Here is a 12,125-nt window from a genome sequence, read left to right on the forward strand (position 1 = left end):
TTACAGGGCACTAAAGTAACAATTTCTGCCGGATAATTTTACCCCCTAAGCCACCAGCGGAAAAAGCAGGTAAAACACCGTACCCGAATCACTGGAAGTTTGGAACCATATTTTGCCACCTGCCGTTTCTACACCTCTTTTGGCTATGGCCAGCCCCAAACCTGATCCTTCGGATTTGGTACTGAAATTGGGTAGAAAGACCTTTGCCTTCAAATCCTCATCAATACCTTTTCCATTGTCTCTGATCGCTAGTTTTACCTGGGCTTCATTCTCAATGGTAAGTTGAATTTGAATGATGGGTTTTCTATCTTCCGGAACGGCTTGAATACCATTGATGATCAGATTGGAAATCACCCTGCCATAAAGTTTTCGGTCTCCCATGATAATGATTGCCTTTTCCCCGGGGGTTTCATCTTCAAATTCAATGAGGGTATCCTCTCTGTTACAATACAAGGAAACCGCTTCCATCACCACTTCCCGAAAATCCAGTTCCTTGTTTTGTGGAAGAGGCATTTTGGCGAAAGTAGAAAAGGAGCTGGCAATGTCACTCAGGGTGTCCACCTGGTGAATGATTGACATTATGGGCTTTTCCAGGGCTCCGGAATGATTCAATTTGTTTTCCCCCTGCAGGCGCAACAGGTGCTGCAAGGTAAGTTTCATAGGGGTAAGCGGGTTTTTGATTTCATGAGCTACCTGCTTGGCCATTTCTCTCCAGGCAGACTCTTTTTCATTGGAAGCAAGCACTTTTTTACTGGTTTCCAGCTTGAATAACATGTTGTTGTATTCATTGACCAGCAAGCCTATCTCGTCCTTTGACGGCCATACCATGTATTCGTTGTTTTCCAGATTGGTTTCTTTGAGCTTTTGGGTAAGCAATCGGAATGGTTGGGTAAGGTGCTTGGAAACAAAATAGGAAATGATTAAAAATATAAGGAACATCACCACAAAAATGATCAGGATATTACTGAATACCTCAGTGATCATCAGGTTCAACTCTTCCTCGGCCTCAAAAAAGGGAATGGCAATAATGGCCTGCAGTTTTTGGCTTTCAGCGTGTTTCAATGCCAGGTATACTGTTTTAAACTGCATGTTCCCTACCCATTCGGTTTGGAGCAGCCGGTTTTCCATAGATTCGATGATGGCCGCATAAGCTTTGGGATGGAGGAAATGAGACAGGATTTTTTTATCAAAAATAGCAGGCTGATTGGTGGCTAATAACTTGCCTTCAGGAAGATAAAGATTAATGTCCGTATCTGTTGCACTGGCCAGAGCGAATAATTCATCGTTGAGTTCCTCTTTATTCAGCCCATTGAACTGATTACCAGCTACACTCCTGCTTAGATTTTCCCGAATAATACCTGCTTTTTGAAAATATTGGCGGTTCAGGTCCTCTGTATAGGAATGACTTAGAAAACCAACCGATATCACACTGATGATCAGCATGGGAAAAAAGAAGGCAAAATTCAGGTACAACTGAAGTTTGGTGGCATAATTGTAACGGAGCTGGTTGATTCCGGCCAATACCAGAAAAACACTGATCGAGATCAGGGTGAAGATCAAATAACAAACAAAAAAGAAAGCTACGTCGGCAAGAATATAGTTGTTGGGATATTGAGAGGAGGTAATGACAATGATTTTATCGTTGAATCGTACGCCAAAATGATGAAATCCTCCCAAATGCACTCCTTTTTGATACAGGCTTTGATTTTGAAAGATCTGCTCCATGTCTTCGCTCCGGTAACTGTACAGGCCGGCACTATATTCCATAACTCCCTCATCAAAAATGGCAAAATCAAAATCACTTTCAATGTAATTGGAAGCGTATTTGTTATCCATCAGCAGTTTGGGAAAGGCCTTTCCTGATTCCATCTGCTGCTGATTCAATTCGATAACAATGGTACCCAGGAAAGCATCCGCTTTCTGAATCTTAATAAAGGAGACAAACCTGTTTCCCATATTGGTCTCTGTAGACCTGACATAAAACAAATTATGCACCTGAGTGGCATAATCGCTGTTCATGTACTTTCTCTTGTATTCTTCCAGACCCGGTTCATCCTCTTTGTCAGTGAGGTTTTGGCCGGAAGGATTATATAGGGCTATTTTTTGACTGTACTGATCAAAATACCCACTGAGATAAATTTTCCTTAGTTTTCTCTCTATGGGTTCTTTGGAGAGCAATGGGTCTGCAATTCTGTTTTGGATAAACAGATCTGATCTTATCCTATCCATGATTTCCTCCAGTAAAAATTCTCCCATCACATCCCTATCAAGCATGATGTTATTGGCAAACTTTTGCTTGGACCGTACTTCATCATTCCTTTGGTGATGAAATGATGCTGCTCCCGAAATTACTGCGCCTATCAGACAAGCAAAAAAGAAGGTCAGGAAGGTATTGAACTCCAACTTAAACAGTTTATCATACAGCCGGAAACTTATGATAGCGACCAGGAGAATCAAATGGGCAAGAAATGCAACCAGTAAAATAAAATTCCAGAAGATCAAAAAACCCACTACAGGCAGAGAAAAGGCAAGTAGCACCTTCAGGGAATAAAATCTGCCACTATCTTTTTTGTAAAGGACCATATTTAACCCAATGAGGGTAAATAACAGGTAACCGGCTCCACCCAGAAAAACCACAAAGAGACTGATGGCCTTGAGGTAATTGAAATTGGGAATGGTCTCAATGTTCAGGTTCCACTGGGCATTTTCTACGATGTTCAGGTAAAGGAAAAAATATAAAAACATCAGCAGGGTAGAAAGCAGGAACGCCGCAGACAAATGAACCCAATCCGCATATTTTTTTCTGAATTGAATGAAATTGAAAAGTAATCGCTTTTGTCCCAATATGGCAATCACCATAGTCAAAACGATTAAATAACAAATGACATTAAGCAGTAAATCTCCCAGGCTGGGATTGATTCTGGAGGAGGCATACAAGCCTGGATCAAATATGCCGGTCTGAAAAAAATCATTTGGAAAGTTAAACGACAACATCAATATCCGGATGCAAGCAAGAATTAAAAAGGTATACAGGGTAGCCAATAATTTCCTCCCCTTAATCCAGATCGTATACACAAAATCCCCACCGATGATAAGAACCAGGCCCAGAAGAGAAAAGAAAAATACCAGCAGTGTAGAATTGGAGGCGTGACCGGGAGGGCTATATCCTACCCGGAAAAGAATCGAAAATAAATAGTCCTCGCCGAAAAAAACATCCTGAAAATCTTCTTCACTGTGAGGAGATAAAATGAACCGATCATTGCCAAAAGTATCTTTATTGATGCCATAGCTCAGGTATTCGTTTTCAATATCCACTTTGCTGATCAACGGGTGCACCTGAAGCAGCCAATAATATTGATCGTTGCGCGTGATCTTTTTTAATTTTGTGAAATATACTCCCCGGTTATTCTCTAAGAGTTGGTATTTTTTAGTAACCAAAAAACTTTCAAAATCGGGGACCATCTCTATATCAGACCAATACACCAGTTCACCTTCTTCGGAAAAAAGGTAAAAAGGGTACTGGTGCGTGACATTTAATGAGGAAAATGCTATTTCGCTTTTAGACCCGTTGCCCATTACAATTTGGATGTAATCGGCATCAAAGCCCTTGATCACCTCGGCAAGGCGCTCTTCTAATTTTGATAAATATATTTCTGGCTCCTGAGATTCCCCATGCCTCAGGAAAAAATTCAATGACAATACCACTCCTAAAAGGAGTATGGAAATCATCAGAATTAACCTTCTTTTCTTAAGCATACAGGAGGGTTAGCAATACTCTATTCAGTAGCTTACCAGCAAAATCTGTTCTAATCTACTCCCGAAAAGCAAATCAATAAAAAATAGTTCGGAAGAAAGAAAAAACCATGCTACCGCGGATTAAACCTACCGAAATGAAAACTTCTTTTTCTTTTTGGCATTTTTGTACCAAATATAAGCCAGAACCGACAAAAGGATATATGGAGCGACAAATAAATACAAAATCCCCAAATTTAATCCAGCCCCTACTGTAGTGTCGCCGTTGCTGACATTATTTTCTATTGTAGCCCGGCACATGGCACATTGGGACAAAGACACCTGCAAGGTACCAACACTAAACAAAAACAAAGCAAAGAGAAATTTTATAAGTTTACTCATCTGTAAATAAACGGTTTCAGGTAAAATAAAGTTCTTTCCGGCTTCAATGGCTGTAGTAAGGACTGATCATGAGGTACACTATTACGCCGGTAACGGTCACATACAGCCATATGGGGAAGGCATATTTGACAACAGACCGGTGTTTACTGTATTTACCGGTAAATCCATAATAGTAAGCCCACAAAATGGGAAACAGAGCCACTGCGGCAAGGACTATATGGGTAATCAACAGGAAATAATACAGCCCCCGAATCCAGCCCTCTCCTCCAAAAGAGGTGCTCTCTGCTGCTGCATGGTATATCACATAACTGATAAGAAATACTGCTCCCAGCCCAAAGGCCGTAGTCATGGACACTTTATGCCAGGTGATTTTACCCTGCTTGATAAAATAAACTCCCAACAACAAGGCAATGGTAGCTGCCGAATTGATCACAGCATTGAGGTGAGGGAGAAAATAAACCCATTCCTCTCCTATGCTTACTTTTGAGGGCATGAATAGCAATACGGCCACAAGAATAGGGACCAAAACAGAGATGAAGGTAATCCAACCGGTAATGGCCTTATTTTGAACTTCAAGGCCGGCATTATTCTTTATCATAAAGCAAAATTTTCGTTTCCAATATCAATTGATCCACCCCTTCCCTTTGCGTGCCACTGTAATAACCCCTTATCCTGCCAGATTCATCTACCAGGACAAATTTATCGCTATGGATAAAATCATCTGGATTACCTTCCCCGTCAATGGTCGGCAACACAAAGCCACATCGGGCCAATTCATAGGTCAATTCCTTGTCACCGGTAAGGAAATACCATTTGTCTTTTTCTGCCATGTGCCTGTCAGCGTAAGCAGCCAGAACTTCAGGTGAATCATATTCCGGATCAATGCTGATGGAAAAAATCTGAACCTGCTCCTCATCCCGAAAGGCATCCTGTACCCGCTCCATCTCTGCAGACATTACCGGACAAATACTGGGACAGCTTGTAAAGAAAAAATCAACAATAGTGATTTTTCCCTCCATGTCTTCCCTGCCAATGCTTCTGTTCAAGTGATCTGTAAAAACAAATTCAGGAATAAAATGCTGCCCCGTATTTTCACCATAATCGCATTCCTGATAAGGATCCTCTACCCCTTGCTCATACATAATGGGAATATCATATTCGTTCGAAGTGAAACCCCTCAAAAACAAGATAATCAATACCGGAATCATCAACACACAGACCAACACCATGATCTGAATAAACCGCAACATTTTCATAACATTTATAACAAAAAAAATGGTTGAAGATTCCACTCCAACCATTCATATATTTACAATTATTCACCTCATTTACCAGCGCATCAAGAAGATGTCAGAACCTTCCTTGAAAAGAGCGATGATCAACCAGATCAAAAAGATCAAAGGGACGATAATGGAATAAAACAAAGGCTTGACTTCATCTCCCAGGTGCATGAACTCCATCATGATGTACTTGGCCTTAACTATGGTAAGTACGATAAAGATGATATAAAGGAACATCCCCCGCTCCATGGTGAAAGCCAATAAGAATTCTACAGCCGTTACCACCAGTAGGATCAAAGCCGTCATCCAGATTTTTTTGATTTTTGCGGAATCTCTTGGAATTACTTCCAGCCCGTTTTTATTTTCTTGTGCCATAAGTCAAATATGCTTTTAATATACTAGATCAGATAGAAAAAGGTAAAAACAAATACCCAAACCAGGTCTACAAAGTGCCAGTACAGTCCGATTTTTTCAATCATTTCATAATGCCCTCTATTTTCGTAAACACCTACCGCCGCCTGGTAAAAGGCCAGAAACAATAGGAATACACCGATCGTTACGTGAAAACCGTGAAAACCCGTGATAAAGAAAAACAATTGTGCAAAGGGTGCCGGTCCGTATTCATTGACGATGAGGTTTGCTCCATACACTGTTTCTGAAACCACGTTGCCCAAAGAATTGACATAGGTAAGCATGGCACCTTCATCCGTCCCATGAATAAAGTGCGTCCATTCCCAGGCCTGACAACTCAAAAAGGTAATACCTCCCAATAAGGTCCAAAGCATCCATTTTACTACATCTTTTTTATCATTCCTGTGGCCAGCTTCTACTGCCAATACCATTGTCACTGAACTAAGGATAAGGATAAAGGTCATCAGTCCAACAAAGACCAAAGGAAAATGGCCCCCATGTACAAGAGGAACAGCATCAAAGATCATTTCGGGAATGGGCCAATACTCATTGGAACTGACAAAATCAGCTGCCTCTCCTCCATAAGCCGGATAGCTGACCCTGATAGCTCCATAGGTGATCAGAAAGGCCGTAAAAGTAAAAATATCAGAAAGCAGGAAAAACCACATCATCAGTTTTCCATAACTGGCCTTTAGCGGTTCATTTCCTCCACCCCAAACACCTCTTTTAGATTGGATTTCAATAGCAGTCGAAGACATAGGATATAAATTAACTTATATTTTAATGATTTAAAAGCAAAAACATGAACAAATACAGCCAAAGGCCTCCCAAAAAATGCCAGTAAGTCACACACATATCCAACTGTGACAAATTTTGAGAATGAATCTTATTTCTTAAAGACGAAATTAATACAATAATTAGAAAAATCACACCGCTAATCAGATGTATTCCATGCAAACCAGTAAAAACATACATAAATGAACCTGCCGGATTACCCACGAAATACACATCCTGAGCTACAAGAGCCACCCAGCTGTACCATTGACCTATCAAAAAGCCTAGTCCGAGTATTGTGGTGATGATCAGTCCGATTTTGAGGGTATTGAAATCGTCCTTTCGCGCCGAAAGGTAAGCCCAATGAAGACTGATGCTGCTCAGTACAATGATAGCCGAAGAATACCAAAAAACATTAGGCAAATCGAATTCCAACCAGTTTCCCTCGGATTGACGAACAATGTAGGCACTGGTCATACCAGCAAATATCATCACCACACTAACAATGAAAAGCCATAAGGCAAATTTCTTCGGATGCATGGACAGGGGCTGTTCTGCCCCTTCTACAAATGCTAATTTCTCTTCCATACCAAACTAAATTTTATCCAATAAATAAGCAATTTGTACTATCGGCAAATACAGAAAAGATCCGAACATGATTTTTAAGGCTGATTTTCTGGAACAGTCTTTCATCAACGAAAAAGTCTGCGCCAAAAACAATACCCCGCAAATAGTAGCCACCACACCTGAATTTAAACCGGTAAAACCGAAATAAGTAGGCAACAAACCAAGTGGCAATAAAAACAGGGTATAGATCATAATCTGAATGGCCGTATTCAAATCCTTCTGACCACCGGAAGGAAGCAACTTAAATCCGGCCTTTTTATAATCTTCATCACTCACCCAGGCAATAGCCCAGAAATGAGGAAACTGCCAGATAAACTGTATACCGAATATAATGAGTGCTTCGTAAGATATGCTACCCGTGGCAGCCGTCCAGCCCAAAAGAGGAGGCATGGCCCCGGGAATAGCCCCTACCAGTACAGCTATAGGGCCTACCCTTTTTAAAGGGGTGTATACAAATACATAAAGGATCATGCTCAAAACACCCAGGCTTGTAGTCAGCCAATTGGTAAAAAAACCTAAGAGAGCTATTCCCAACACAGCAGATATAATGGTAAACCAGTAGGCCTCATTTACGGAAATGACCTGCATGGGAAGTGGGCGGTTTTGGGTCCGCTTCATCAGCTTGTCATAATCCCTTTCCTTTATCTCATTGGCTGCTCCTGAGGCCCCGCTTACCAGAAAGCCACCTGCGATAAGCGCCAAAAAGGTGGTCCAGGAAAACACTTGTCCGGAATGCCCCAATATAAAACCAAACACGGCAGAAAAAGTAACCAATGCCGATAACCTTACTTTAAGCAAGTCCATATAAGCGCGTGACCTTACAGCCAGCGTGTCGAAAAAAAACTTCTCAGATAAACCTAATGTACTCATACCAAAGCAATATTTTTAGGATGCATTTTTTCTACACCCAACTCAAGCCAAATATAATACTGAAATCCAATAATCAGAGATCCTAATAACAAATGTATGGGCTGAATAAAAGCAGGAATCCCAAAATAAGCCATCAATACGCCCGACAATATCACCGTCAGCAATAATCCCAAAAGCCAACTGAATTGCCTGAAAATCGCCGGACTGATATCTTTTCGCCTATAAAAACTATAGGCAAGGTAAAGGTGGAGTCCCAACAAAACCAAGGAAAAAGACCTGTGTACATAAAACGTAATGCCCAATTCATCAATCCAGGCAAAACGATCGCTGTAACCGTAGTCTGCTGCAATCAAGTCTATATGCTCTCTCACTTGTGTTCCCAAAATTATCTGCAAAACCATCAGGAATATTCCAATGCCCAATACCGACCTGTAAACCGATGTCCTTTGCCCACTGGACAAATTATTTCCAGTAAGAAGTGTACCAGACCTGAAATGGATGTACAATAACAAACACACCAGAACGAGGGCCACTATCATGTGTACGCTAATCATCCACTGCAATAGGTTGGTGGAAACTACAATTGACCCCAACCAGCCCTGAAATATAACCAGCACCAATGAAAGAAAAGCCAATAAAGTAATTTTTGGATCTACTTTCCGCAATCTAATCGAATAAGCAAATGTCAAAATGATTAACAACCCAATGAGTGCACCAATCAATCGATTGATATATTCAATCCAGGTTTTAGTAGCATTGAAGGGTTCGTGGTCCAGAATACTTTTATCCTGTTGAATTTCCACGGCTAAAGCTGAAAAACCCAATGAACTCAGAAGGGAAGCAAAGCGCTCATTCTTCTCCACCCTTTGAGCAACATAGATTTCCGCATAATTTTTTGGGAGCTGATCCACCGATGTAGGTGGCACCCAGCTCCCAAAACATTTTGGCCAATCGGGACAACCCATTCCTGCCCCTGAGCTACGGACAATTCCCCCGACCAGGATAAGAAAGAAAATAGCCACGGTAGTAATAAAGCTTATCCTACGGAAGCTGTAAATAGGATTACGATTCTTTTGATTCATTCGCTACCAATACATCCCCTTCTTCAGCCATGATCTCTTTTTCCAACTGAACAAGTTTATTCTCATGAGGAAGATTTGATTCAGGAGTTGCAGATAAAGGTACAGTTTGCGGAATGAAATCTTCCCTGGCTCCCGGCTTACTGTAATCATAAGGCCATCTGTAAACAGCAGGAATTTCGCCAGGCCAGTTTCCATGGCCGGGATGAATGGGAGTTGTCCATTCCAGGGTATTGGATTGCCATGGATTAGGAGAAGCCTTCCTTCCCTTGTACATGCTGTAGAAGAAGTTAAATATAAAGATGAACTGTGCCACAAAGGTAACAATGGCTGCCACGGACACGAACATGTTCAAGTCAGTATACATGTCCGAAAAGGAGAAGTTAGTCCAGCTGTAATACCTTCTTGGGAAGCCGGCAATTCCAATATAATGCATGGGGAAAAACACCATGTACACACCCACGAAAGTAAGCCAGAAATGAACATGACCCAGCTTTTCATCCATCATTCTACCAAACATTTTCGGGAACCAGTGGTATACACCTGCCATCATTCCGAAAAAGGAAGCTGAACCCATTACCAGGTGAAAGTGAGCCACAACGAAGTAAGTATCGTGAAGCTGTATATCTATAGCTGAATTACCCAGGAAAATCCCGGTCAATCCACCGGAAATGAAGAATGATACCAAACCTATGGAAAACAACATCCCCGGTGTGAATCTCAGGTTACCCCTCCACAAAGTAGTGAGGTAGTTGAATACTTTTACTGCAGAAGGAACGGCAATGATCAAAGTCAGGAACATGAATATGGAACCCAGAAAAGGATTCAAACCTGACACAAACATGTGGTGCGCCCATACCACGAAAGATAATATGGTAATACCCAGCATGGAAATGATCATGGCCTTATAACCAAATATCGGTTTCCTTGAATTGGTAGCGATAATCTCGGAAGTGATACCCAATGCCGGAAGAAGTACAATGTATACCTCAGGATGCCCTAAAAACCAGAACAAATGCTGGTACAAGACAGCACTACCTCCTGTGTTTGGCAATGCTTCACCCCCTATGTATATATCGGACAAGTAAAAACTGGTACCAAAACTCCTGTCAAAGACAAGTAGCAAGGCAGCAGAAAATAAAACAGGAAAAGACAACAATCCAATCACAGCCGTAAGGAAGAATGCCCAAATGGTCAATGGCAATCTGGAAAACGACATTCCTCTGGTCCGCAAATTGATTACAGTAGTGATGTAATTAATACCTCCCATTAAGGAAGAGGCGATAAAAAAGGTCATTGCAATCAGCCAAAGAGTCATCCCCAATCCGGATCCGGGTATGGCTTGCTCCAGGGCAGAAAGTGGCGGATAAACCACCCAGCCTCCTGCTGCGGGACCTTTCTCCAGAAAAAGGGAAGCAAACATGATTACACCGGAAATAAAGAAAAACCAGTAAGAAAGCATGTTCATAAAACCGGAAGCCATATCCCTTGCTCCAATCTGAAGTGGTATCAGAAAATTAGAGAAAGTACCACTTAGACCTGCTGTCAATACAAAGAAAACCATGATGGTACCGTGCATGGTGACCAGGGCCAGGTAGAAGTTTGGATCCAGTTTTCCGGAGGCATCAATCCATCCACCCAAAAGAGGTCTCAGAAAGGAAAGATCCATGTCAGGAAAACCCAATTGCAACCTGAAAAGAACAGAAAGGAAGCCTCCAATGAAAGCCCAGAACATACCTGATATCAGGTATTGTTTGGCTATCATTTTATGGTCAGTGGAGAATATATACTTCGTGATGAAGTTATCTTTGTGTTCATGGTCATGATGGTCATGATTGGAAACATCGTGAGCCGATACGTTTGCTACTGCCATGTTATCTTAATTTAATCAATGATATTATTCTTCGTTTATATATATTTCCGCCAATTCCTTCAAATCAGCTGGTAAATCAGCTACCAAATCAGGATTGCTTTTGATAAATGGTGTTTGCTCTGCCAGCCATGTCCTGTATTCATCAGGCTCCACAACACGAATAACTTTTCTCATAGAGAAATGTCCGTTTCCGCATACTTCGGTACAAGCAATTTCATATTCAAACTCCTCATCTCCCAATTCAGCCCTCATCTCTTCGGTAGTTTTATTGGGTACAAACCAAAACCGGGTAGGCATGCCAGGCACTGCATCCATTTTCAAGCGCATGTGTGGCGCAAAAACAGAATGCAATACGTCTCTGGCCCGAATTTTAAACAAAACCGGCTCGCCTTTGGGTATCACCACATTTTGGGAAGGGAAATCATCAAATGAGTTTTTATCCGTAAAATCAATACCCCGGGAATTGGTAGCATTGGTAAGCCGGTAGTCGTAGTCACCCAAGGTATTGTCCATTCCTCCATACCTGATATCCCAGGCAAATTGGTAACCCATAATTTCTACCACATGTGCCTCTTCAGGAGCTGGAGCGGTAATGTCTGACCAGGCTTTCCAGCCGGATACCACCAATACGGTCAATACCACAGCCGGTACCAATGTCCAGATGATCTCCAGTTTATTGTTATCAGGATAATAGGCTGCTCTCCTGTCATCTCTGTATTGGTAATGATAGCTAAACCAAAACAGTAAAATATGGGTAAGAATGAAAATAAAACCGGTAACAGCCATGGTGATCCAAAACAACCTGTCGGTTATGATGCCATGTTCAGATGCGATGGGCATTTGGTAATTGTCAAATTCCTTGATGGAGTACCAAAACATCAACACCCCACATCCTATAAGGAACACCATCATCAGGAAAGCATTTACCTTATTACTGGTGGTAGCAATCTTTTTATCAGAACCCTTGGCTACCGAAATCAAGGTTTGAATCCTATATACCATCCAAATCACCAGGATCAGGAGTATTACACCTATAGAAATAAGAAGTCCGTACATAATTTATAACTGTTTCGGTAT

General features: G+C 41.5%; 11 protein-coding genes. All 11 read right to left on the reverse strand.

All coding sequences use genetic code 11. From position 1 onward, the window contains the following. Window positions 1-45 precede the first annotated feature (45 nt). Window positions 46-3,756 carry a sensor histidine kinase gene (locus G9Q97_RS16990; RefSeq protein WP_166148969.1) on the reverse strand — a complete coding sequence of 1,237 codons (3,711 nt, stop codon included), beginning with the start codon at window positions 3,754-3,756 and terminating at the stop codon, window positions 46-48. A 126-nt stretch (window positions 3,757-3,882) separates the two neighbouring features. Continuing rightward, window positions 3,883-4,134 carry a hypothetical protein gene (locus G9Q97_RS16995; RefSeq protein ID WP_166148971.1) on the reverse strand — a complete coding sequence of 84 codons (252 nt, stop codon included), beginning with the start codon at window positions 4,132-4,134 and terminating at the stop codon, window positions 3,883-3,885. Between the two features lie 43 nt (window positions 4,135-4,177). Beyond that, entirely contained in the window at window positions 4,178-4,732 is a 555-nt protein-coding gene (locus G9Q97_RS17000; protein WP_187357733.1) for a DUF420 domain-containing protein, read from the reverse strand. Then, window positions 4,719-5,390 carry an SCO family protein gene (locus G9Q97_RS17005; RefSeq protein ID WP_166148973.1) on the reverse strand — a complete coding sequence of 224 codons (672 nt, stop codon included), beginning with the start codon at window positions 5,388-5,390 and terminating at the stop codon, window positions 4,719-4,721. Before G9Q97_RS17005 ends, G9Q97_RS17000 begins: the two co-directional genes overlap by 14 nt. A 72-nt stretch (window positions 5,391-5,462) precedes the next feature. Beyond that, the gene (locus tag G9Q97_RS17010; protein WP_166148975.1) at window positions 5,463-5,789 is read right to left on the reverse strand and encodes a cytochrome C oxidase subunit IV family protein; all 327 of its coding nucleotides are present in this window, start codon (window positions 5,787-5,789) and stop codon (window positions 5,463-5,465) included. Window positions 5,790-5,812: 23 nt separating this feature from the next. Then, window positions 5,813-6,583, reverse strand: a complete 771-nt coding sequence (locus tag G9Q97_RS17015) for a cytochrome c oxidase subunit 3 (RefSeq protein ID WP_166148977.1) — start codon at window positions 6,581-6,583, stop codon at window positions 5,813-5,815. Window positions 6,584-6,605: 22 nt separating this feature from the next. Next, complete coding sequence (locus G9Q97_RS17020; protein ID WP_166148979.1) at window positions 6,606-7,187, reverse strand: cytochrome c oxidase subunit 3; 582 nt, start codon at window positions 7,185-7,187, stop codon at window positions 6,606-6,608. Between the two features lie 6 nt (window positions 7,188-7,193). Next, window positions 7,194-8,096, reverse strand: a complete 903-nt coding sequence (cyoE, locus tag G9Q97_RS17025) for a heme o synthase (protein WP_166148981.1) — start codon at window positions 8,094-8,096, stop codon at window positions 7,194-7,196. Then, the gene (locus G9Q97_RS17030; RefSeq protein ID WP_166148983.1) at window positions 8,093-9,178 is read right to left on the reverse strand and encodes a COX15/CtaA family protein; all 1,086 of its coding nucleotides are present in this window, start codon (window positions 9,176-9,178) and stop codon (window positions 8,093-8,095) included. The genes cyoE and G9Q97_RS17030 overlap by 4 nt, the downstream gene beginning before the upstream one ends. After that, a complete protein-coding gene (locus G9Q97_RS17035) occupies window positions 9,159-11,048 on the reverse strand; it encodes a cytochrome c oxidase subunit I (protein WP_166148985.1) in 1,890 nt (629 codons plus the stop codon). Before G9Q97_RS17035 ends, G9Q97_RS17030 begins: the two co-directional genes overlap by 20 nt. A 24-nt stretch (window positions 11,049-11,072) precedes the next feature. Then, a complete protein-coding gene (locus tag G9Q97_RS17040; protein ID WP_166148987.1) occupies window positions 11,073-12,104 on the reverse strand; it encodes a cytochrome c oxidase subunit II in 1,032 nt (343 codons plus the stop codon). Window positions 12,105-12,125: the final 21 nt, after the last annotated feature.

It is taken from the genome of Cyclobacterium plantarum, from assembly GCF_011290685.1.
In the GTDB taxonomy this organism is placed as follows: domain Bacteria; phylum Bacteroidota; class Bacteroidia; order Cytophagales; family Cyclobacteriaceae; genus Cyclobacterium; species Cyclobacterium plantarum.

What these genes read in the sequence shown, in the direction of transcription:
- G9Q97_RS16990 (WP_166148969.1), bottom strand. Translation starts at nt 3,756, where the DNA reads ATGCTTAAGAAAAGAAGGTTAATTCTGATGATTTCCATACTCCTTTTA.
- G9Q97_RS16995 (WP_166148971.1), bottom strand. Translation starts at nt 4,134, where the DNA reads ATGAGTAAACTTATAAAATTTCTCTTTGCTTTGTTTTTGTTTAGTGTT.
- G9Q97_RS17000 (WP_187357733.1), bottom strand. Translation starts at nt 4,732, where the DNA reads ATGATAAAGAATAATGCCGGCCTTGAAGTTCAAAATAAGGCCATTACC.
- G9Q97_RS17005 (WP_166148973.1), bottom strand. Translation starts at nt 5,390, where the DNA reads ATGAAAATGTTGCGGTTTATTCAGATCATGGTGTTGGTCTGTGTGTTG.
- G9Q97_RS17010 (WP_166148975.1), bottom strand. Translation starts at nt 5,789, where the DNA reads ATGGCACAAGAAAATAAAAACGGGCTGGAAGTAATTCCAAGAGATTCC.
- G9Q97_RS17015 (WP_166148977.1), bottom strand. Translation starts at nt 6,583, where the DNA reads ATGTCTTCGACTGCTATTGAAATCCAATCTAAAAGAGGTGTTTGGGGT.
- G9Q97_RS17020 (WP_166148979.1), bottom strand. Translation starts at nt 7,187, where the DNA reads ATGGAAGAGAAATTAGCATTTGTAGAAGGGGCAGAACAGCCCCTGTCC.
- cyoE (WP_166148981.1), bottom strand. Translation starts at nt 8,096, where the DNA reads ATGAGTACATTAGGTTTATCTGAGAAGTTTTTTTTCGACACGCTGGCT.
- G9Q97_RS17030 (WP_166148983.1), bottom strand. Translation starts at nt 9,178, where the DNA reads ATGAATCAAAAGAATCGTAATCCTATTTACAGCTTCCGTAGGATAAGC.
- G9Q97_RS17035 (WP_166148985.1), bottom strand. Translation starts at nt 11,048, where the DNA reads ATGGCAGTAGCAAACGTATCGGCTCACGATGTTTCCAATCATGACCAT.
- G9Q97_RS17040 (WP_166148987.1), bottom strand. Translation starts at nt 12,104, where the DNA reads ATGTACGGACTTCTTATTTCTATAGGTGTAATACTCCTGATCCTGGTG.